The organism is Tessaracoccus sp. SD287, assembly GCF_017355265.1.
Lineage (GTDB): Bacteria > Actinomycetota > Actinomycetes > Propionibacteriales > Propionibacteriaceae > Aestuariimicrobium.
On record NZ_JADIJQ010000004.1, the window covers coordinates 64,940 to 86,377 of the forward strand.

Below are 21,438 nucleotides of genomic sequence, written 5' to 3' on the forward strand. Positions count from 1 at the left end.
GGGGCACGGGCCTCCGTACCACTGGGAACAGAATGACGTCGCCGGCTTGACCGAGGTTCGGCCGGAGGAGATGGGCAAGAAAGAGAAGCTGTGGTTCGAGGCTCTTGGGGAGGGTGAAGATCAGGCCACGCTCTGGCTCTTCAAACAAGTGCGCGACGAGGGTGGCCTGATTCGAGGTGAGGACTGGGCCGAAGGTCTGGTCCACGTTCTCGCCCAGCTGCTCGGAATCCGTTCCGCGTGCGTGGCATTGGCAGAGCGCGTCGGCGGACGCGGGGTGCTGGTACGCAACATCCTCGACGACGGAGAGTCCCTGGCCCACGGCAATGAGTTGATGGCAGTGGCAGTTGAGGGGTATGACTCCGCGAAGCTTCGGCTGAACAGCCAGTACACGTTGCCGAACATTCGCCAAGGGCTCTCGGGTTATCGAGGTGGCGACGACCGCCGGACAGCTTTCGATGAGCTAGCTGGCTACCTGATGCTTGATGCGCTGGTCGCTGGACGGGACAGGCACCACACGAACTGGGCCGTGAAACTCTCGGTGGACGGGCCTGGACGGCTGGCACCTTCATTCGACCACGGCAACGCGCTGGGGTTCGCGGAGCCCGAGGCGCATGTCGTTGCGTTGCTGACCGATGAAGCCCGTCTCGCGAGCTGGGTGAGGCGCGGCAAGAGTCAGCACATGCCAGCGCGTCCCACGCTTGTCTCTGTGGCGGTCGACGCACTCCGCGCGGCAGGCCCCTCAGCCAGCCTCGATCTCATGGAACGACTCGAGGACGTATCGTTGGAAACGTTCGGCGAAGCGGTTGAGGCAATGCCATTGCACATAATGTCAGAGGCGCACCGTAGGTTCTCGGTCAGGATTGTGGAGACGAACAGGAGGAGGTTGCTCGATGAGTTTGCACGTCGCCCCCAGTAGGCTGCGGTCGCAGAGAAGCGTTCGCCGACTGCGGCTGATCTGGAAGCATCCGCTGACTCGCGGCTACCACCACGTGGGCAACTTTGACTGGTTGAAGGACAAGAGCTATGCCTTCAGCTACGTCACTGATGCAGACCAGATCGAAGGATTCTCGCCACTCATCCAGTTCCCAGACGTCCATCACGCCTACGCCTCCGACGGTTTGCCAGCGTTCTTTGCGAACCGGGTGATGTCCAGGCAGAGGGAGTCCTACGGCCAGTACCTTGCATGGCTGGGACTCGGCGATCAGGCCCCGCCGATCGAAGTGTTGGCGCGTACCGGCGGAGGCCGCGCCACTGACACCTTCCATCTGGTCGAAGACTTCAGTCCCGATCAGGGAGTGGCGTCCGGTCGTTTCTTCGTCTCCGGTATCCAGCACCAGACTCAAGGTGAAGACATCGCGCGATTCCTCAGGCCAGGCACCGAACTCCAGCTGCGGGATGAACCCACCAACCCCTACAACGACCGCGCCATCATTCTGGATGCCGAGGGCAAGCCACTGGGTTGGATTCCGGATTGGCTGGTCAACGATGTCCACCGGCTGCGTGGGGCTGGCACTGTCCGCGTCACCGTCGAGCAGGTGAACCCGGACGCCCCGGCACGGTTGAGGCTGCTATGCCGACTCGAGGCGACCCTTGCTGAATGAGGACTGGGTGGGGATCGCGCCGACGTTTGGTCTGAGTCAGGATGACGTTGAACAAGCGCCGTCGATCGACGTTGCTCCCGCCCCCGAACATTTCGCAACCCCGCAAGACCTGGACGAGCAGGAGTGGCTGGACTGGTTCACCTCCCTCACGGGGCACCAACGAGGCGACCATCGAGACGACATCATCGTCAGCGGCATGCACGCGGGTCTTACCCTGCAAGCCCTCGGTGACTTGTATCGGGTGTCGAGAGAACGCATTCGCCAGATCGCCCAAGCAAAGGGCGTTGAGACCCGTGAGTTGCGAAAGCTCCAAAAGGAACAGCAGGAACGGCGTGCGCGGCGGTTGAACCGCCGGATCTATGGCACCTCGCTGACCTACCCCGAGTTGGACGTCCAGGAAATCGCTGAGTGGTGGGACACCGATGAAGCGACCGTGCGTGCCGCTTTGGAGCACCGTCTGGCCGTCCATGAGGTCAGGCCCTACGAGGGCGGGGGCCGTACCAGTGACGAAGACCTGCTGGCCGCATTGTCCGAGTGGGGACACCAGACATCGCGACCCATCGGCGACGACTTCACCGCCTGGGCCACACAGCGTGGGCTGCCAGGAAAGCAAACCATCCAGATCAGGTTCGGCAGTTGGAACACGGCGTTGGTGCTGGCCGGCCTCAGCCACCTGCTCAAGGACCGGGGCGGCCTGCGTCCGCAGGTGTCCGAAGAAACAATGTGGGCGTCGTTGCTGGAGTTTTTCCGTGACGACCTGCCCTCCTACTCGGCGCAGGCCTACGACGACTACGCACGCGACAAGGATCTTCCCTCGCTGGCGGCTCTGAGGATCCGGCTGGGCACGTGGAACGAGATGAAGCTGCGCACCAAGAAGCTGCTGCGCTACGCCGCGGAGCCGGACGGCTCCTGGGAGTGGGCAGAGCAGGTGCTGGCGATATCACCGCAGGATGAGCCGCGGAACATCGTCACCCAGCAGGAGTGTCTTGATGCTCTGAGGCGCGTGGCAGAAATGTCACGCGGGCCGCTCACCGTCGCGTCGTATGAGGCAGCCAGGGACACCGATGCACCCGGCGCAAACCTCATCCAGTCACGGTGCGGGTCGTGGATCAAGGCCCTGCACCTGGCAGAACTTGATCATCGCATGTCCGGCAAGGCAGTGGGCAGAGTAGCTCGCGGCGAGGTCTCCTTCGACTGACTCCTGGCGTGACGCCACGCCGTGCACCCGGGGCTGTTCACACGTTGTCCACAGGGGTTGTCCACAGGTGGATAACTACACCGGTGTAACTCGTTCCCAACGGGGTGACCCCCGCGCCCGGTAACGTTCCCACTCGTGCCGACACTCCCGTGACCAGCGCGGGGGTTGGCAGACGACGACGAGAACTGGGAGTGACCATGACAAGCAACGTGACGCGTCGAGGTGCCATGAGTGCCGCCATCGGGCTGTCGAGCCTGGCCCTGCTGAGCGCCTGTGGACAGGACGAGACCACCACTGAGGCGCCGCCCACCACCGCCACCGAGACCACCGCTGCGGAGGCCACCAGCGCCCAGTCCACTGCCCAGACCACGGCGAGCGAGACCTCGGAGCCTTCGGCCACCCTGTCCGAGGACGACAAGTCCCAGGCCCCAAGCCAGGCCAAGGAGGTCCCGATCAACAAGGTGCTCAAGGACACCGAGGTCGGGGACACGATCACCGTCATCTCGGCCATCCGCGGCGCGTCGTACCCGAGCGTGGCCGACAAGATCGCCGAGGGATCAGAGCTGGTGCTGCTGCAGGTCAAGATCACCCCGAGCGGCGACTTCGGCGGTCTGGTCTCACCCGGCAGCTTCCGCCTCAACAAGGCCGACGGCGACCAGGAGCGCTACACCTCCAAGGTCGACGACGAGATGGAGGCCGACGGCAAGAAGGTGCTGGACGCCCCTCGCCGCGATGGCGAGGCCACTGGCTGGGTTGCGTTCCTGTTCGACGAGGACGAGAAGGCCGCCAGCTACACCGGTGAGTACCGGCGCTCGGCCGCCAAGGTGATTGGTGAGGACAAGACGCTGCCCGAGTTCACGATCGAGTTCGAGGTGCCCGCCGCCTGATTGGGGCAGTGGGCCTGCTGGTCCGCGGTGTCGTCGGTTAGGATCGGAGCACCCGATCAGGAGAAGACGTGAGCACCCATCTGGACGCATCTGCCTCGGCCATCGTCCCGCGCAGCGCCGGCGAGCACAGCGCCGTCGATCGCTTCATGCGTCGACTGCTGCGGGTGCGCACCACCGATCGCCGGGTCCTGGGTGACGCCCACAAGGCTTTTCGCGTCTCGCTGGTGATCTCGGCGGTGCGGTGCCTGATCACCTACCTGGTCGTCCCGATCGCGGTGCCGCTGCTGAGCTTCGCCGGCGTGTTCGCTGCCCCGATCGGCATCGCACTGTGTGTGGTCGCGGTGGTGAACGGGGTGGTGAGCGTGCGTCGCTTCTGGACCTCCGACCACGCCATGAAGTGGATGTACACCTGGTTCATGCTGTTCGTCTTCGCGGTGCTGGCCGTGGCCCTGTACGCCGACATCTCCCGGTTGGTGGGCTGATGGCGACCCACCCTGACCAGGCGGTCTCGACGGACGCTCCTGAGCTCGACCCGGCCACGTTCGACGGGGAGGACGGCGAGGACTACGAGCCGCCGCTGAACCCCGTGCTGATGACGTTGAGCACGATCGGACTGTTCATTGGCTTCGTGGCGTTCGTCGCGGTGTGCATCCCCATGTGGATTGCTGGCTCGGGGCACTGAGGGCCATGAGCGACAAGCCCACTGAGGACACCATCGACCAGGACCTCACCCACGACCGCGACGCCGAGGTCGAGAGCGAGGTCGAGAGCGAGGTCGAGAGCGACGAACTGCCGTTGACGCCGAAGATGATGGCGATGATGACCCTCACCATGTTCGTGGGCTTCGTCGTGTTCGTGGCGGTGTGCCTGCCGCTGTACTTCTTCGACTGACAGCACTTCTTCGATTGACGGCGGCTCGCTGCCCCGGGGCGGGCCGAGCCGACTACTGCAGTCCCAAGAATGGGCGAAGCTCGTCCAATGCCTCGACCGAGTATTCGGCCTCGTCGTCGACCGGTGCCGCCGCCGACTCCAGCATGGCGGCCTTCATTCCGGCGGCGTGCGCTGCCTCGGCGTCGATGGGCCGGTCCCCGACGGCCAGGCAGTCGGCCGCAGCCAGGTCGTGCGCGGCCAGCATGGCCAGGTACATTGCCGGGTCGGGTTTGCGGGGGTACCCGTCGGCGGTCGAGATCAGGTCGTCGACCGGCAGGTCCAGCCCCCCGACCAGCGCCATGGCGCTGGCTCGGTCACGGTGGGTGACCACCAGGTTCAGCCCGCCCGCCACGGCGATGTCGTCCATCAGCTGGCGCGCCCCGGGCATGGCCGGGGCGGGATGCTGGTGCCACAGGCGCTTGAGCTGCGCCTCGGCGGCCTCGAACTCGGCGACGGGAATGCCGTAGGCGCGCGACAGTTCGGCGATCGCCGCACCCGTGGAGCGCCGCGTCCAGACCGCCACATGCGTCGTGGCCACCTGTCTGCCGTGGGCACGGACCACCCCGGCCAGGGCCTCGTCCAGTTGGGGGTAGGTGTCGACCAGGGTGCCACCCAGGTCCCAGAACACGTGCCGGTACATGTCGTTCACCCTACGGCCGATGAACGGCCCCCGCGCCGACCGGTGCTCCTAGTGCTCGAGGTCGACCAGGTCTGGTTCGCGTCCCTCGACCATGGCGTCGAGCACCTGGACGGCGCGGCGCTCGACCAGGATCGGCACGAAGGCCGGCGCCTTGGACACCGGCAAGATCTCGGCATGCACGTCGCGCACCACCTGGCGCACCTGCTCGCGGGTCAGTCTGCCGGTGTACCGGTGCGCCAGGTCGTTGGCCAGGTTCATCAGGATGTCGACGTGTTCGCCGGGCTGGCCGCTGATCTCCAGCGCCAGGGCCAGCACCTGCTTGTTGATGTCGTCACGCACCAGACGCATCCGTTCGATCCCCTCGATGCCGCGCTCCGAGGGCTCGTCGACCTGCCAGACGACTACCTCGGTCTTCATCCCGTCGACGAGTTCGACGGTCGCCTCCTGGCCGATCACCACCACGTGGTCGGCCTGGCGCAGCAGGTCGGGGGTCAGTTGCTGGGGGGTCTCGCCCTCCATGGAGGCGCCGATCTCGGCCACGACCTGGGCCGACAGCGCATTGACCTGGCTGCCGGGGTGGGTGCCGGCCGAGGCGACGTTGACCCGATCGTGCAGCAACTGCCGCATCAATGCTGCTGCCATCTGGGACTTCCCGCCATTCTTCACGCAGACGAACAGCACATGGGGGGCATACGGACTGTGGGACTCGGGGGCATGCGTTTCGGGGTGCATCTCGGTTCCTCCAGGGCTCGGGCCATCACGGGACCAACACCCACCATGCTTCCATCTTCATGGTGGGGCGGCAGGCGGGTGACCGGATCGTGACGCGGACCCCGACGGGTTGTGCTGTCCATGACGCAGAATGGCAGCACACCAGGACGCAGGCACAGCCATGGCATTGGTTGAACGTTTGACTACGATTGGTGGGGGGCAAAGCCCCCGGCTGCGTTCGCAGGGCGCAGAACACGATCCCGGACGACGTCCGGCAGGGAGGAACTGATGAGCAACAAGCGACGCACGGCCGCGTCCACGAAGACGTCGACCGAGGCATCGAGCCGCGCCGCCAAGCTTGCCGAGATGCAGCGCAAGGCGGCTCGTTCCGACCGCCGCGGCTCGTCGATCCTGTGGATCGTCGCCGCCGTGCTGGCACTGGCTCTGATCGGTGGCATCGTCTGGGCGGGCGTGGCCCGCAGCCGTGCCCTGGACGCCTCCCTGGGTGACGTGAAGACCTTTGAAGGTCTGTCGGCCAACCATGTCGAGACCGACGTGACCTACGAACAGACCCCTCCGGTCGGTGGTGACCACCACGCCATCTGGCAGAACTGCGCGGTCTACCCGCAGCCGATCAAGAACGTGCATGGGGTGCACTCCCTGGAGCACGGCGCGGTCTGGATCACCTACAGTCCCTCCCTGCCCCAGGACCAGGTCGACCGGCTGAAGGCCTACGCCGAGAACGTGCCGTTCATGATGATGTCGCCCTACCCCGACGACATGGGGGCCCCCATCGCGCTCAGCGCCTGGGGCCACCAGTTGAAGCTCGACAGTGTCGACGACACCAAGATCGGTGCCTTCATCCGTGAGTACAAGCAGGGTCCGCAGACCCCCGAGCCCGGTGCAGCGTGCTCCGGCGGCACCAGCGACCTGGCCTGAGGGGGACGACCATGACCGACAACCAGACCCCCGACCGCGAGCCGGTTGCCCCCGTGGAGCACACTGAGGCCGTGAACGACAGCACCGAACCCCGCCAGGGCACTGCCTCGGCACCTGCTGACGCAGCATCAGCAGTGCCCCAGGCCCGCCGCCGATCCCGGCTGACGCTGCCCATCATGGTGGTCTCGGTACTCGCGCTGATGCTGGCGGCGTTCGGTGGTTACCTGGCCGGACTCGGCCAGCACGCGGCGCCGGCCGACGACTCGACCGACGTCGGTTTCGTCCGCGACATGTACGAGCACCACGCCCAGGCCGTCGAGATGTCGCTGATCTTCCGCGAGAAGACCGACGACCCGACCCTGCGGGCGATCGCCTACGACATCGCCACCAGCCAGGGCAACCAGATGGGGCAGATGGAGGGCATCCTCAAGGTCTGGGACCGTCCGATGGCCCGCGAGGGGGCGCCGATGCAGTGGATGGGCGATGGCGGACACCAGCACGGTTCCGGCTCGAGTTCGCGGCCGATGATCCAGGCCAACGGCCTGATGGACGGCATGGCCAGCCCCGAGCAGATGCAGCAACTGCGCGATGCCACCGGCACCGACGCGGCGCGCCTGTTCCTGACTCTGATGATCACCCACCACAAGGCCGGCGTCGAGATGGCCAAGGCGGGTTCAGAGCTGGCTTCCACCGACTACGTCAAGGACATGGCCACCAAAATGTACAAGGCCCAGACGAGCGAGACTGCGCTGCTCGAGAGCGAACTGGCCAAGCTGAAGTAACGACAAGGACCACAGAGGTTCTGAAATGCCACACCGGCCGGGGGAGTGATCCCCCGGCCGGTGTGCATTCTCAGGCCGGCAGCCGTTCGGCGGGGCCCCGGTCGTCCTGCTCGAGCGCGGCTCCCTCGACGTCGACGCTGGGCAGGATCCGGTCCAGCCAGCGCGGCAGCCTCCACGCCTTTTCGCCCAGCAGGTGCAGCAGCGCCGGGGTCAGCGTCATCCTGACGATGAACGCGTCAATCAGCACGCCGATCGCCAGTCCGAAACCGATCGGACGGATCATGGCCAACTCGGCCCAGACGAAGCCCGCGAAGACGGCCGTCATGATCAGGGCGGCTGCCGTGACGACGCGTCGTCCGTGGCGGAAACCGGTGACCACCGCCGAGCGGGCGTCCTGGCCGTGGGACCAGGCTTCGCGCATGCCGGTGACCAGGAACATCTGGTAGTCCATGGCCAGGCCGAAGAGCACCCCGATCAGGATCGTCGGCAGGAAGCTCAGCAGGGCGGCCGGGTGGGAGACGCCGAAGAATCCGCCGAGCCAGCCCTCCTGGTAGACCAGGGTGACCGCGCCCATGGCGGCACCGATCGACAGCAGGAAACCGCCGGTGGCGATCAGCGGCACCAGGACCGACCGGAAGACGAGCAGCAGCAGGACCAGCGAGAGTCCGACCACGACCAGCAGGTAGACCGGCAGGGCGTCGGCCAGCTTCTGCGAGATGTCGATATTGGCGACGGTCTGCCCGGTGACCCGGACGTCCACCCCGGTCGCCGCAGAGATCTCGGTCTGCTTGTCGCGCAGGGTGTGCACCAGCTCGGCGGTCGACTCGGAGTTGGGCCCGTCGACGGGAACCAGTTGCCACAGCGCGGTCCGGCCGTCCTCGGAGACACCGACGGGGGCGACGTGCCTGACCCCGTCGACCGCGAGGAGCTTCTCGCCGGTCTCCAACTGCAGCATCGCCACCTGCTGCTGGTTCAGCCCCTCCGGGAGGGTCCCGACGGCCAGCAGCGGCCCGTTCATTCCGGCGCCGAACTTCTCAACAGTGATGGCGTAGGTGCGGTAACCGGTCGAGTCCTCGGGTTCGGAGGCGCCGTCGGGCAGGCCCAGACGCATGCCGGCCACGGGGATCGACATGGCGCCCAGCACCAGCAGGGTCGCCAGGACGGTGATCCAGGGGTGCCGGGTGACCGTCCTGATCCAGCCGCGGTCGGCGGTCGCCGTCCTGGCGGTGGTGCTGCTGGGCAACTGCAAGGTCTCGTCAAGCACCTCACCGCGCGGGCTGAAGCCGTGCCTGGCCCACGCCTTCTTCGTCATCACCCGAGCCCCGATCAGGGACAACAGGGCGGGGGTCAGGGTGATGGCCACCAGCACCGAGGCCAGCACCGTCCCGGCGGCGGCCACGCCCATCACACCCAGGAAGGGGATGCCGGTCAGCACCAGGGCAGCCAGCGCGATGATGACGGTCAGGCCGGCGAAGACCACCGCGTTGCCGGCGGTGCCGACGGCGCGGGCGATCGAGGCCCTGAGGTCCATGCCCTGCAGCAGCTGGATGCGGTGACGGTTCAGGATGAACAGGGCGTAGTCGATGCCGACCGCCAGGCCCAGCATCAGGCCGAGCGCCGGGGTGATCGACATCATCTCGACCCAGTAGCTGGCCGCCAGGGTGAGGCCGATGCCGGCTCCCACTCCGATCAGCGCCATCAGGATCGGCAGTCCGGCGGCGAGCAGGGAGCCCAGCATCACCAACAGGACGATGCCGGCAATGACCACGCCGATGATCTCCCCGGGGCCAATGATGCTGGCGATGTCCTGGGTGACGTCGGCGGAGTAGTTGACCCTCAGGCCCGCGTCGCTGACGGTGGTGCCCACCTGGATCAGGGCGTCACGGGCTTCCTTGGGGACGCTCTGCGGGTCGGTGTCCCACTGGACCTGCGCCAGCGCGGCCGTCTGGTCGGTCGAGACGTAGCGCAGACCGTTCAGCAACGCGCCCTGGCGCTGCATCAGCTGCAGTTCCGCCTCCGACGAGGGGACGACCGGCTTGCCGTCGGGGCCGATGCCCTCCAGCAGCGCCTGGGCCTGGAAGGGGTTGATGGCTGCGGTGACGTGATCCAGCCCCGACATCTTCTCGATGACCGCACCAATGGCAGCCTTCTGCGCGTCGGTGAAGGGCTCGTCGGCGGTGAACACCACGGTGGACGTGCCGCCGGTCATCTCGGGGAAGTCCTGGCCGAGGTCGTCCAGCACGGTCTGGAACTCCAGTCCGGGAATCTCGAACTGGGTGGTGGTGGGCTTCTGCAGGGTGAGGGCGGCGGTGCTGATGCCGGCCAGGGCGATGATCCAGACGAGGATCACCACCCACGGCCGGCGGGCACTGGCGCCGCCCAATCTCTGGAGGAAGCGTGCCATGGGGACTCCTTGGGTTGTGGTGCGGGGAAGGCTCAGGGGGCAGGTGGGGGAGTGGAGAAACCGTCGGCCAGGTAGCCGAAGCACCGATCGACGGTGAGCCTGAGGGTCTGGGACGACGCGGACGCTGTCAGGGCAGGGGCCCGGGACGGGGCGTCGTCAAGGTCGGCCAGCCATCCCCGGATCGCCGAGGCGGCCACCGAGACCATGGATGACGCCAGGGCACTGGTCCACAGGGGATCGGTGGCCGGGAACCGGCGCGACAGTGCCCTGGTGATCTCGTCGGTGGCCCGGTCCCACTGCTCGAGGTGGCTGCGCAGCATGCGGGGGTGGGTGCGCACCAGACTGAGGACCCGGGCCATCCGCGGGGTGGATTCAGCGGTGAACACCTGGGAGAAGGCGTGACTGGCCGCCGTCATGATCGGTTGGTCGGCTGGTGCATCCTCAAACTTGTCGATGGCGGCCTGCAGGACGTCGGTGATCGAACTGGCGACGCAGTCCTCGACGCTGGGGAAGTAGTTGAAGAACGTCCGCCGCGAGACGCCCGCGCGCTCGGCCACCGCGTCTGCGGTGACCAGGTCGAGGCTGAACTCGTCGGACAGGGCCAGAGCCGCCTCGACCAGCGCATCGCGGGTGGCCGTCTTGTTCAGTTCCCGACGGGTGGGGGAGGTGGATGAATCCTGCACAACTTGCACGCTATGCACATTGTGCACGCAGTGCAAGTCGACCCCGTCACCTCCACGTTGACGCCGCTGGGGTTGTGTTCAGCCAGTGACCCATCCGCGCAGGTGGTGGGCGGTGAGGGTGTCGGAGTCGTCCACCATCTGCTGGGGCGTGCCCTGGAAGACGATCTGGCCGCCGTCGTGGCCGGCCCCGGGTCCGACGTCAATGATCCAGTCCGCCTGGGCAATGACGGCCAGGTTGTGCTCGATCACGATGGTCGAGTGGCCCTGGTCGACGAGCCGGTGCAGCATGCTGACCAGCCGCTCGGTGTCGGCCAGGTGCAGGCCGCTGGTGGGCTCGTCCAGGATGTAGGTGTCCGCCTTGGGGCCCATCGAGGCGGCCAGCTTCAGCCGCTGGCGCTCACCCCCGGACAGGGTGGTCAGCGGTTGGCCGACCTTCAGGTAGCCGAGGCCGACGTCGACGAGCCTGTCCAGGATCTTCTTCGGAGCTGCCGCCGTGAACACCTCGTGCGCGGCGGCCACCGACAGCTCGAGCACTTCGGAGATGGTCAAACCGTGCAGGGTGTACTCCAGCACCTCGGGCTTGAACCGCTTGCCCTCACACTCCTCGCAGGGGGTGCTGACCCCGGCCATCATGGCCAGATCGGTGTAGATGACGCCCTGACCGTTGCACACCGGGCAGGCACCCTCGGAGTTGGGACTGAACAGGGACGGCTTGACGCCATTGGCCTTGGCGAACTGTGACCGGATGGGGTCCAGCAGCCCGGTGTAGGTGGCCGGGTTCGACCGTCGCGAACCCTTGATGGCGGTCTGGTCGACGACCAGGATGCCCTCGCGGTGGGCCAGCGAACCGTGCACCAGCGAGGACTTGCCCGACCCGGCCACCCCGGTGATCGCCACCAGCACCCCGGTCGGGATGTCAACGTCCACGTCCTTGAGGTTGTGGGTCGAGGCGCCGCGGATCTCGTGGACCCCGGTCGCCGTGCGGGGGGTTTCGCGCAGACGGACCCGCAGGTCGAGGTACTGGCCGGTCAGGGTGTTCGAGGCGCGCAGCCCGTCCAGGTCGCCGACGAACGTGACGTGGCCACCATCGGATCCGGCGCCTGGTCCGAGGTCTACGAGCTGGTCGGCAATCGCCATCACCTCCGGCTTGTGCTCGACCACCAGCACCGAGTTGCCCTTGTCACGCAGCGCCAGCAGCAACTGGTTCATCCGGGCGATGTCGTGGGGGTGCAGCCCGACGGTGGGTTCGTCGAAGACGTAGGTGACGTCGGTGAGGGAGCTGCCCAGGTGGCGGATCATCTTCACGCGCTGCGCCTCACCCCCGGACAGGGTGCCCGCCTCACGGTCGAGCGACAGGTATCCCAGCCCCACCTCGACCATGGCCGTCAGGATGCCCTGCAGGGTGCTCACCACCGGCGCCACCGACGGCTCGGTGATGCCGGAGACCCAGTCGACCAGCTCGTTGACCTGCAGCCCGGAGACCTCAGGCAGGGTGCGTCCGTGCACGGTGGCGGTGCGGGCCGCCTCGTTCAGGCGGGTGCCGCCGCACTCGGGGCAGTCCTGGAAGGTGCCGGCCCGCTCCACGAAGGCCGCGATATGGGCCTGCTTGATCTCCGTGTCGCGGTCGAAGAAGACCCGGCGGATCTTGGGGATCAGGCCCTCGTAGGTGGTGTTGATGCCGGTGCGCAGCTTGACCTTGACGGGGTCGGAGTACAGGAAGTAGTCGCGCTCCTTTTTCGTGTAGTCCTTGATGGGCTTGTCGGGGTCGAGCTTGTCGGACTCGCCGTAGTACACCCAGTACCAGGTGCCGGTGCCGAAATTCGGGGCCAGGATGGCGCCCTGGTTGAGCGACTTCTGCTCGTCCAGCACCTGCGACAGGTCGATCTCGCTGACCCGGCCCATGCCGTCGCAGCGGGGGCACATGCCCCCCAGCGTCTTGTACTCCACCCGTTTGGCCTGACCGGAGCCCTTCTGCACGGTCTGAGCCCCGTGGCCGCTGGAGGTGGCGATGTTGAACGAGAATGCCGTCGAAGGGCCGACGTGGGGTTCCGACAGCCGGCTGAACAGCAGGCGCAGCATCGAGTAGGCGTCGGTGGCGGTGCCCACCGTCGATCGCGGGTTGGCGCCCAGGCGTTCCTGGTCGACGACGATCGCCGCCGACAGGTTCTGCAGGGCGTCCACGTCGGGGCGGGCCTGGCTCGGCATGAACGACTGGACGAAGGCCGAGTAGGTCTCGTTGATCATGCGCTGGGACTCGGCGGCGATCGTGCCGAACACCAGACTGGACTTGCCCGACCCGGACACCCCGGTGAACACGATCAGGCGACGTTTGGGCAGGTCCAGGTCAATGTCGCGCAGGTTGTTGACCCGCGCCCCGCGGACCCTGATCACGTCATGGCTGTCGGCGATGTGCATGCAAGTCCCCTGTTCGATGGCCGCATTCCAGTGTGGTGCAGTTGGCCCTCGCTGGGAAGCCCCCCGGTGCCGCCCTGCCGGGATCACCCCACGAACAAGCAGAACGGGTGACCAGCAGGGTCGGACAGCACCACCAGTGGCTCGTCGGGGTCATCGGTGCGGTCGAGCAGTTCGGTGGCGCCGTGGTCGATGGCCCAGGACCGCCAGTGCTCCAGGGTCGCGGCATCGTCCATCACCATGTCCAGGTGCAGCTGTTGGGGCACCCGACTCTGCGGCCAGGTGCTGCGGGGCAGTGCGTCGACCCATTGGAAGGCGACCCGCATGCCGCTGTCGGCATGAAGCACCAGCCAGTCCGGTTGCGGGGCGGCGCCACCGGCATCGGGTTCATCACCGGGCCGGTACTCCATCCCGAGCAGTTCGCGGTAGAACTCGGCCAAGCCCCGAACGTCGGTGGCGTCGAGGACGACCTGCAGAAGGTGCGGATGGGTCATGGACATGGTGCCTCCTGGGCGATGGCGGTCAGCGCTGCCTGGGACCATCATTGTTCGCCCCACAATTGTCGCTCGCCGGACTTAGTCTGGATTCCAGAGGCAGTCGCAACGTCGTGGCCCAGGAAAGAGGACTCATGAAGATCGTGCTCATCGCCGGAATGTGGCTCGACGGGAGGTCCTGGCAGCAGGTCATTCCCGAACTGGAACGACACGGCCATGAGGCGGTGGCCGTGAGCCTTCCGGGGCAGGGCGGGGCGCCCGCGGAGGCAACCCTTGACGACCAGGTCGCTGCGGTCGTGGCCGCGGTCGACCAGGCCGGGGGACCGGTCGTGGTGGTGGGGCACTCGGCCGCCGCCACGTTGGCGTGGGTCGCCGCTGATGCGCGCCCCGAGGTGGTCACCCGGGTGGTCATGGTGGGCGGCTTCCCGGTGGCCGACGGCGGCGCCTACTTCGACGCCATCGAACCGGTCGACGGTCAGGTGGTCTGGCCCGGCTGGCAGACCTTTGCGGGCCCTGACTCCGACGACCTGGACGAGGCGGCCAGAGCGTTGATGGAATTGCATCTGCATCCGGTCTCCTCGGCCATCACCCACGCCCGGGTGCGACTGGGCGACCAGCGCCGCTACCAGGTACCGGTGACCCTGGTCTGCCCCGAGTTCAGCGTCGAGGATGCCAGGGCCTGGATCGCCTCAGGGGAACTGACCGAGCTCGAGAAGACCGACCGCCTCGACTTCGCCGACATCGACTCTGGTCACTGGCCGATGTACAGCGCACCGGTGGAATTCGCCGCCCTGCTGGACGAGATCACCCGCCGCTGAGGGGGTTCTGATGGCCACCGACCGGAGCGACCAGGGTCCCCCCGACGACGACGTCGGGGAGTTCAGCGCCGAGCCCATCGACTTCCGGTTCAGCGGCGAGATCTTCGAGTGGCGGGGACCAGCACCCTTCCACTTCGTGGCGGTGCCGCACGGGGCCGCCGAAGAGATCTTCGACGAGACGCACCTGTCCTACGGGTGGGGCATGATCCCGGCGACCATCACCGTCGGCGCCACCACCTGGTACACCGCGCTGTGGCGCAAGCAGGGCACCTACTACATCCCCATCAAGGACAAGGTGCGCCATGCCGAAGGGCTCGGCCTGGGGGATGTGGTGGACGTCCACCTGCAACTGGGCAGGACGCCTCTGGCATCCTGACGACCCACATCGTTTCGCACTCCTCGACCAAAGGACACCATGACTGGGCACAGCATCACCGTCAGCGGGACCATCGCGGCACCCCGTGAACGCGTCTGGCACGTCATCACCGACATCGCGAACGCACCCACCACCATCCCCAGCATCACGGCGGTCACCCTGCTGAACGACCAGCCCTACGGCCCGGGCAGTTCCTGGCGGGAGACCCGCACCATGTTGGGACGCACCGAGACCCACGAAATGACCGTCACCGAGTCGGATCCGCCGCGGCGCACCGTGGTCACGGCCGTGACCGACGGGGTGCTGTACACCACCACCATGACCCTGGAGGACGGCGACGAGGGCGAGGGGACCCTGCTCAGCATCACCTTCGGCGCCGACCAGGCCGACGCGTCCCGTGCGGCCCGGTTCCTGTGGACGGTGATGGGCCCGCTGGGCAAGGTCTTCACCCGCAAGATGCTGACTGTCGAACTGGACGAGATCAGGGAAGCGGCCACCCGGTCACAGTGACGCGCCGGCCCGTCGGTCCGGTCAGTCCGCGGGGCGCTGGAAGGCGGTGTGGTCGGCTGCCGTGCCCCCCGGCCGTCCGGGTGAGGTCGTGCCGATGCTCCCACCGGTGCCGTCCTCGGCGACAACTCCACGCCCCTCCAGTGGTTCGCCGTGGTCGTCTCCTGCCCCGGCCGATTCGTCGGATCCCGCGGCCCGGCGGCCGGCGGCGCGTCCCGCGGACACCGCCAGCACCCCGATGCCGGTGGTCAGCGGCACCGCCAGCACCAGCCCGATCGACCCGATGATGGTGCGCAGGATCTCGCCGGCGAACAACTCTTCGAAGACCATGTCGGCCAGGCTCTGCTCATAGATCTGGATCAGCAGCAACACGCTCAACGCGGCACCGGCCGAGGCGAAGGCAATGGTGTAGACCGTCGAGGCGATGTGGTCGCGCCCAATGCGCATGGCGCTGCGGTACAACTGCCACGGGCTCTTCACCGTCTTGGCCAGTTCCCACACCGAGGAGGCCTGGGTGATGGTGACGTCATTCAACGCGCCCAGAGCCGCGACGATCATCGAGCAGATCACGATCGAGGTCATCTGCAGGTCCGGGGCCGACGCCGCCAGGATGAAGTCGTCCTCGTGGGTGACCCCCGTCAGGTGTGACCACGTGGTGCTGATGGACCCCAGGATCGCTGCCAGCAGCAACCCGAACAGGGTCCCCACCAGGGCCGTGGTCGTCCTGACGCTGAACCCGTGGGAGGTGTAGAGCACCACGAACATGATCGCGGCGCTGCCCACCACCCCGACGATCACCGGGTCCTTGCCCTGGATCAGGTTGGGCATCATGAACTCGATCAGGATCCAGAAGGCGAACCCCAGACCGACCAGCGCCAGGAAGCCCCGCAGCCGGGCCACGGCGACCACCAGTACCGCGAACAGGACCACGAAGAACATCACCGGTGTGCTGCGCTCGAAGTCGACGAAGGAGTAGACCGCGTCGGTGCCCTCCAACGGCACCCGGTACATGCGCACCTGCTGGCCGGGGTCGGCCCCCGACTGGTAGACCGCCGAGGTCAGTTCGAAGGTCTGCAGCGATCCCTGGTCAGGGCCGTCGTCCACGCGCACCGTGAGGGTGGCGCAGATGGAGGTGTCCCCGGGAAAGGTGCCGACCTGCCCGTCGCACGAGGCCTCCTTGACCTCGACGATGGTGCCCCGCTGGTAGGTCGTGCCCGGAACCCGGACGATGCCGGTGTCCTCGCGGATGTGGCTGGCGGTGTCCTGCGGCCACATCACCACCAGCGCCACGAACGTCAGCACCGCCAGCGGCACCAGCAGAATGGCCAGGACCCGGGCGGCCTGCTTCTGGTGGGCCCGCTGGGCAGGGGTCAGTTCGGCATCGTCTCCGTGCGAATGGGAGTGGGCCATCACGCTCCTGTCGTCGCCGAGGTCGGTGGTGCTGCGCGCCTCAATCTACTCGGGACAGTCCACCACACTGTGCCCCGCACGCCTCCGAGTGTCGTCCGGGCCGGTGGCCGTGCTGACCGGATGGCACCAGGTGTTGTCAGCTGGACGACGGGGACTGGTCAGGTCGGCGGCGCCGCCTAGGCTGGAACACATGTCACCAGCACTCGTCGTCGCCGGCATGGCGCCGGCCATGGACGCCATCCTGGGCCGCCTGCAGCGCGGCCACGGCGACCCGACGCTGCGACGCGTGCCGGACGGCTGGTGGCGGGCCATTCACACCCCGGACGGGCCCGCGCTGCTGCACCTGGAACGCTCCGATCAGGACGTGCTTGTCCACGCCGTCGGTGACGGGGCCCGGTGGGCGGTGGACCAGACCCCGGCCCAACTGGGTGCCGACGACCATCCCGAACAGTTCACCCCCGACCACCGGCTGCAGTCGGCGGTGCTGCGCCGGCGCAGCGTCCGCTGCGGAGGTTCGGGGCTGCTGGCCGAATCCCTGGCCTTCTCGGTCATTGAGCAGCGAGTCACCGGCGCCGAGGCGTTCACCAGCATTCGGCGTCTGGTCCGGGCCTACGGCACCCCCGCTCCCGGCGCCGAGGCCCGCGACCACCCGGCGCATGGCATGGTCGCCGCCCCCACGGCTCAGGAGTGGGCCTCGATCCCGAGCTGGCAGTTCCTGCGGGCGGGGGTGGACGAGGGCCGGTCGGCCACCCTGCGGCAGGCGCTGGCCAAGGTGCCGGCGCTCGAGCGGGTGCTCGCCCGGACCGGCGCGCAGCCGGGCACCGGTTGCGGCGACGTGCTGGACCAGGCCCTGCGCACCCTGCCCGGCATTGGCCCCTGGACGGCCGCGAAGGTTCGCCAGCAGGTGCTGGGGGACGCCGATGCCTGGAGCGTCGATGACTACCACGTGCCGCGGATGATCAGCGACCACCTGGGCGGTGACCCGGCGGAGGCACTCGACGTGTTCCGCCCGCATCGCTATCGCGTCGAGATCGCCTTGATGGCACTGGGCATGCCTGAACGGCACGGCCCCCGCCGCAGCCTGCCCACCCATGTGCCGGTCCGCGGCGGTTGGCGGGGACGACATGGCCGCTGACCCCGACGTGGGCCGCGTCTACCTCTGCGAGGACCGGTTGCAGCGCTGGGCCAGGGCCGGTCGCGCCGTCCTGGTCGACGGTCGACTGGTCAGCGTGGAACCCGAGCACGACTTCACCGACCTCGCCTCGGTCAGGCTGTTCTGCACCCTGACCTGCCTGGAACTGGGTCTGCCGCCAGTACGGGTGCGGTTGCGTCGGGGCGAGACGAAGTCGCACTATCGCCCTGCCGGCCCGACCGAGCCCCCCGACCGGGCAGAGATTGCGCTGGCGTCGTGGGGTGCGGCCCGGCTGGTGGTCCTACACGAACTCGCCCACCACGTGACCGCGTGCCAGACCAGACAGCATCCCGGTGGCGCCGAGCCGTCCCACGGGCCACTGTTCCGGGCGAGCCTGGTGGCGCTGCTGCGGCACCTGGCGCTGCCTCGTCAGGCTGACGAACTCCATCGACTGTTCACCGGGGCAGGACTGCCACTGGCCCCCGGTGGGCAGCGCAGTGCACCACGATCACGAGAGGCGACCGGATGAGCGCCAAGGCGACCGCTGTCATCGGCAAGCTGCTCCGCAAGGCCGAGACCACCCACTCCACTGAGGAGGCCGACGCACTGGTGGCGAAGGCGCAGGAACTGGCCACTCGGTATTCCATTGACCTGGCCCGGGCACGGCACGCCGACGCCCAGGCCCAGTTGCGCGAGCTGGTCGAGGAGCGCACCCTGAGCATCGGCCGGCCCCGCCAGCGCCACGTCGGTGCCCTGCGGCGGCTCTACACGGTGATCGCCCAGCTCAATGACGTCGAGGTGTTGATGCGTGGGGGCGAGTCCGCAGTCTTTCCCATTGGCATGCCCAGCGACCTCGACACCGTCGAGGCCCTGTACCGATCACTGGTGACGCAGATGATCGCCGCGGCCGACCGGTGGATCGAGTCGGGTGAACACCGGGACCTGACCCGGCTGGTTCGTCGCGGTGCCAGCGTGGTGCCCGCCAGCGTGCACACCAGCACCGCTCGCGGCGTCTTCTACGACGGGTTCATCCAGCGCATCGGGTTGCGGCTGTCGGAGGCGAAGGACCATGCCCTGGCTGAGGCCCTCGAGCAGGAGCGCACCGAGGCACCGCCGACCGGCCGGGAGCTGTCCTCGGTGGCCCTGGCATTGCGTGCGAAGTCCGACGAGGTCGGCGACTTCATCACCACCCGGTACCCGAAGCTGGGGGTGCACCGACCGCGGGTGAACCATGCGGGCCACCACACCGAGACCATCCGGGCCGCCGGGCGTCGGGCCGCCGACGGGGCCCGGCTCAGCGGTCACCAGGCCTTGGACCACCAGTGAGCACGGCTCAGGCCGAGCCGCGACTGCGGGGCGCCTCGTCCATGGGCAGGTCTTCTGGGTCGTGGCTGCTTCCGGGCAGGTGCAGGGTGAACTCCGCCCCGCCCTCGGCGGCGCGTCCGGCCGTCACCCAGCCGCCATGGGCCTGCATGGTGTGCGCGACGATGGACAGCCCGAGCCCGGTGCCCGGCGTGCTGCGGGCCCGGTCGGAACGGTAGAAGCGATCGAAGACGTGTGGCAGGTCCTCCTCGGCGATGCCGGGGCCCTCGTCCGAGATGCGCAGCACGTCACCCTCCAGGTGCACCCGGATGGTGCCGCCGGGGGGAGAGAACTTCACGGCGTTGTCGAGCAGGTTGGTGACGGCACGCTCCAGGGTGTCCGACTCGCCCAGGATGTACAGCGGGTCGAGTTCGACGTCGAAGCGCAGGCCGGGGCCGCGGCGGCGGGCGCGCACGATGGCGGCCCGCACCACCTCGGCGAAGTCCAGCGCCTCCGGCGCAGCGGTCGCCTTGTCCTCGCGTGACAGCTGCACCAGGTCGCCCACCAGGGAGGTGAACTCGCCCAATTGGGCGGCGATGTCGTGCAGGATCTCGGCCCGCGCTCCGTCGGGCAGCATGTGCCGGTTCTCGTCGGCCACCAGCAACTCGACATTCGTGCGCATCGAGGTCAACGGCGTTCGCAGCTCGTGGCCGGCGTCGGCGATCAGACGTTTCTGCCGTTCCCGCGACGACGACAAGGAGTTCAGCATGGTGTTGAACGACTCGGTGAGGTTACCCAGGTCGTCGGTGCTGGCCGAGGGGATCGGCGTCAGCTGGTCGGTCTCGGTGATCTGCGCGACGGCCCTCGACAGCTCCCGAATGGGGGCCAGCGTCTGCCGGCTGACCCACCAACCGCCAATGCCCACGCTCACCATGCCGACCAGCCCCACGGCCAGCAGCACCCACCACAACTGCCGCAGGGTCGCCTCGGTGGGCTCCAGCGGACGGGCCACCACCAGGGCGTAGTTCTGGCCCTCGGAGGTGAACGGCATCGCCGTCACGCGGAACTTCACGCCCGAACCGGTGACCAGGGTGCGCGGCTCGGAGGCGAGCTGGGTGCGGGCTGCGGACAGCTCCTGGGGGCCGGGCGTGATGATCGTGGGCGCCCCGGGAATGCCGGTGACCACACCGTCGGCGCGCACCACCAGCAGGGTCACGTCGGCGGTGGTGGTGGCGTCAGCGGTCAGACCGCCGACCGTGGTCGGCATCTGCTGCACCGTCGGCATCAGCGTGTTGCCGACATTGACCAGGCTGCCGTCCAGGCGCTGGTACAACGACGCCTGCGTCGCGAAGTAGGCGGTGGCGCCCACCGCGAGCACCACGGCCGTCAGGCTCATCAGCGTCATCGTCGCGAGCCGCCTGCCGAGCGGCAGTTCGGTGCGCAGGCGCGGCAGGAACCTGCGCCAGGCGTTCAACCAATTCACGCCGGTTTACGGGGGGGTCTCACGCAGCACGTATCCGACGCCACGGACGGTGTGCAGCAGACGGGACTCGCCCTCACCCTCGGTCTTGCGACGCAGGTAGCCGATGTAGACCTCCAGCGAATTCGCCGTGGTCGGGAAGTCGAACCCCCACACCTCGTTGAGCAACCAGCCCCGCTCCAGCACCCGGCGCGGGTGGTCCATGAAGACGTTCAGCAGGGCGAACTCGGTGCGGGTCAGGCTGATCCGGCGACCATTGCGGGTCACCTCACGGGTCTGCGGATCCAGGACGAGGTCCTCGAACTGCTTCACCTCGGGGTTGTGCTCCGGCTCGGGGCGCGCCCGACGGGTCAGCGCCCGCAGCCTGGCCAGCAACTCGTCCAGCGCGTACGGCTTGACCATGTAGTCGTCGGCACCGACATCCAGCCCATCCACCCGGTCATTGACGGCGTCACGCGCCGTCAGGATCAGGATGGGGACGTCATTGCCGGTCGAACGCAGCATCCTGGTGGCCTCGAGCCCGTCCAGCCGCGGCATCATCACGTCCATCACGACCGCATCGGGACGGATCGCCGACAACTGCGCCAGCGCCTCCAGCCCATCCGAGGCGGTCGCGACCTCGTACCCGTTGTAGGTCAACGAGCGCTTGAGCGAGTCGCGCACTGCCTGGTCGTCATCAACCACCAAGATCTGCATGGCCCCCACCCTAAGGCCTTCAGGTCCCGTTGAGGC

24 protein-coding genes are annotated in these 21,438 nt (G+C 67.8%); 15 read left to right on the plus strand and 9 right to left on the minus strand.

The features are described from left to right. Positions 1-70: 70 nt before the first annotated feature. The 7 genes from IPV09_RS02795 (at position 71) to IPV09_RS02825 (ending at position 4,577) form a co-directional block, all read left to right on the plus strand. On the plus strand, positions 71-916 hold the full coding sequence (locus tag IPV09_RS02795) for a hypothetical protein (RefSeq protein WP_207473537.1): 846 nt from the start codon (positions 71-73) through the stop codon (positions 914-916). Beyond that, a complete protein-coding gene (locus IPV09_RS02800) occupies positions 891-1,601 on the plus strand; it encodes an HIRAN domain-containing protein (protein ID WP_207473539.1) in 711 nt (236 codons plus the stop codon). Before IPV09_RS02795 ends, IPV09_RS02800 begins: the two co-directional genes overlap by 26 nt. Next, positions 1,591-2,799 carry a homing endonuclease associated repeat-containing protein gene (locus IPV09_RS02805; protein WP_207473541.1) on the plus strand — a complete coding sequence of 403 codons (1,209 nt, stop codon included), beginning with the start codon at positions 1,591-1,593 and terminating at the stop codon, positions 2,797-2,799. The genes IPV09_RS02800 and IPV09_RS02805 overlap by 11 nt, the downstream gene beginning before the upstream one ends. Before the next feature lie 227 nt (positions 2,800-3,026). Next, positions 3,027-3,686 (plus strand): transcriptional regulator, encoded by a 660-nt coding sequence (locus IPV09_RS02810; protein WP_207473542.1) that lies wholly within the window; start codon positions 3,027-3,029, stop codon positions 3,684-3,686. Positions 3,687-3,754: 68 nt separating this feature from the next. After that, on the plus strand, positions 3,755-4,168 hold the full coding sequence (locus IPV09_RS02815; protein ID WP_207473543.1) for a hypothetical protein: 414 nt from the start codon (positions 3,755-3,757) through the stop codon (positions 4,166-4,168). Next, positions 4,168-4,368, plus strand: a complete 201-nt coding sequence (locus IPV09_RS02820; RefSeq protein WP_207473544.1) for a hypothetical protein — start codon at positions 4,168-4,170, stop codon at positions 4,366-4,368. Before IPV09_RS02815 ends, IPV09_RS02820 begins: the two co-directional genes overlap by 1 nt. A gap of 5 nt (positions 4,369-4,373) precedes the next feature. Beyond that, on the plus strand, positions 4,374-4,577 hold the full coding sequence (locus tag IPV09_RS02825) for a hypothetical protein (RefSeq protein ID WP_207473545.1): 204 nt from the start codon (positions 4,374-4,376) through the stop codon (positions 4,575-4,577). 52 nt (positions 4,578-4,629) lie between these two features. On the opposite strand, the gene IPV09_RS02830 is transcribed toward IPV09_RS02825, so the two are convergent. Both IPV09_RS02830 and IPV09_RS02835 read right to left on the minus strand, forming a co-directional pair. Then, positions 4,630-5,256 carry an HAD-IA family hydrolase gene (locus tag IPV09_RS02830; protein WP_207473546.1) on the minus strand — a complete coding sequence of 209 codons (627 nt, stop codon included), beginning with the start codon at positions 5,254-5,256 and terminating at the stop codon, positions 4,630-4,632. Between the two features lie 48 nt (positions 5,257-5,304). Next, on the minus strand, positions 5,305-5,988 hold the full coding sequence (locus tag IPV09_RS02835; protein WP_207473547.1) for a low molecular weight phosphatase family protein: 684 nt from the start codon (positions 5,986-5,988) through the stop codon (positions 5,305-5,307). Positions 5,989-6,255: 267 nt separating this feature from the next. On the opposite strand from IPV09_RS02835, the gene IPV09_RS02840 reads away from it, so the two are divergent. Then, positions 6,256-6,906 carry a DUF3105 domain-containing protein gene (locus IPV09_RS02840; protein ID WP_207473548.1) on the plus strand — a complete coding sequence of 217 codons (651 nt, stop codon included), beginning with the start codon at positions 6,256-6,258 and terminating at the stop codon, positions 6,904-6,906. An 11-nt stretch (positions 6,907-6,917) separates the two neighbouring features. Beyond that, positions 6,918-7,688 carry a DUF305 domain-containing protein gene (locus IPV09_RS02845; protein WP_207473549.1) on the plus strand — a complete coding sequence of 257 codons (771 nt, stop codon included), beginning with the start codon at positions 6,918-6,920 and terminating at the stop codon, positions 7,686-7,688. 70 nt (positions 7,689-7,758) lie between these two features. Here IPV09_RS02845 and IPV09_RS02850 read toward each other — a convergent pair whose 3' ends face one another. From IPV09_RS02850 to IPV09_RS02865, 4 genes are all read right to left on the minus strand, one after another. Next, entirely contained in the window at positions 7,759-10,092 is a 2,334-nt protein-coding gene (locus tag IPV09_RS02850) for an MMPL family transporter (RefSeq protein WP_207473550.1), read from the minus strand. A gap of 32 nt (positions 10,093-10,124) precedes the next feature. Further along, positions 10,125-10,775, minus strand: coding sequence for a TetR family transcriptional regulator (locus IPV09_RS02855; protein ID WP_370590194.1), 651 nt, complete (start codon positions 10,773-10,775; stop codon positions 10,125-10,127). Between the two features lie 78 nt (positions 10,776-10,853). Beyond that, entirely contained in the window at positions 10,854-13,190 is a 2,337-nt protein-coding gene (locus tag IPV09_RS02860) for an excinuclease ABC subunit UvrA (RefSeq protein ID WP_207473551.1), read from the minus strand. An 83-nt stretch (positions 13,191-13,273) separates the two neighbouring features. After that, complete coding sequence (locus IPV09_RS02865; protein WP_242681156.1) at positions 13,274-13,687, minus strand: VOC family protein; 414 nt, start codon at positions 13,685-13,687, stop codon at positions 13,274-13,276. A 128-nt stretch (positions 13,688-13,815) separates the two neighbouring features. On the opposite strand from IPV09_RS02865, the gene IPV09_RS02870 reads away from it, so the two are divergent. The 3 genes from IPV09_RS02870 to IPV09_RS02880 are packed head-to-tail and all read left to right on the plus strand — an operon-like array spanning position 13,816 to position 15,385. Next, positions 13,816-14,499 carry an alpha/beta fold hydrolase gene (locus IPV09_RS02870; RefSeq protein WP_207473552.1) on the plus strand — a complete coding sequence of 228 codons (684 nt, stop codon included), beginning with the start codon at positions 13,816-13,818 and terminating at the stop codon, positions 14,497-14,499. Between the two features lie 10 nt (positions 14,500-14,509). After that, positions 14,510-14,875, plus strand: coding sequence for a DUF1905 domain-containing protein (locus IPV09_RS02875; RefSeq protein WP_207473553.1), 366 nt, complete (start codon positions 14,510-14,512; stop codon positions 14,873-14,875). A gap of 39 nt (positions 14,876-14,914) precedes the next feature. After that, positions 14,915-15,385, plus strand: coding sequence for an SRPBCC family protein (locus IPV09_RS02880; protein ID WP_207473555.1), 471 nt, complete (start codon positions 14,915-14,917; stop codon positions 15,383-15,385). 21 nt (positions 15,386-15,406) lie between these two features. On the opposite strand, the gene IPV09_RS02885 is transcribed toward IPV09_RS02880, so the two are convergent. Beyond that, positions 15,407-16,792, minus strand: coding sequence for a YibE/F family protein (locus IPV09_RS02885; RefSeq protein WP_207473557.1), 1,386 nt, complete (start codon positions 16,790-16,792; stop codon positions 15,407-15,409). A 190-nt stretch (positions 16,793-16,982) separates the two neighbouring features. On the opposite strand from IPV09_RS02885, the gene IPV09_RS02890 reads away from it, so the two are divergent. From IPV09_RS02890 to IPV09_RS02900, 3 genes are read left to right on the plus strand one after another with little or no spacing between them, the layout of a single operon-like run. Next, positions 16,983-17,927: a DNA-3-methyladenine glycosylase gene (locus tag IPV09_RS02890; RefSeq protein WP_207473559.1), complete on the plus strand. Its 945-nt coding sequence runs from the start codon at positions 16,983-16,985 to the stop codon at positions 17,925-17,927. Continuing rightward, positions 17,917-18,453, plus strand: a complete 537-nt coding sequence (locus IPV09_RS02895; RefSeq protein ID WP_207473561.1) for a hypothetical protein — start codon at positions 17,917-17,919, stop codon at positions 18,451-18,453. Before IPV09_RS02890 ends, IPV09_RS02895 begins: the two co-directional genes overlap by 11 nt. Further along, positions 18,450-19,250, plus strand: a complete 801-nt coding sequence (locus tag IPV09_RS02900) for a DUF2786 domain-containing protein (RefSeq protein ID WP_207473563.1) — start codon at positions 18,450-18,452, stop codon at positions 19,248-19,250. Before IPV09_RS02895 ends, IPV09_RS02900 begins: the two co-directional genes overlap by 4 nt. Positions 19,251-19,257: 7 nt before the next feature. On the opposite strand, the gene IPV09_RS02905 is transcribed toward IPV09_RS02900, so the two are convergent. Together IPV09_RS02905 and IPV09_RS02910 are read right to left on the minus strand one after the other, a co-directional pair. Next, entirely contained in the window at positions 19,258-20,658 is a 1,401-nt protein-coding gene (locus IPV09_RS02905; protein WP_370590198.1) for an ATP-binding protein, read from the minus strand. 57 nt (positions 20,659-20,715) lie between these two features. Continuing rightward, positions 20,716-21,402, minus strand: a complete 687-nt coding sequence (locus tag IPV09_RS02910; protein WP_207473565.1) for a response regulator transcription factor — start codon at positions 21,400-21,402, stop codon at positions 20,716-20,718. Positions 21,403-21,438 lie beyond the last annotated feature (36 nt).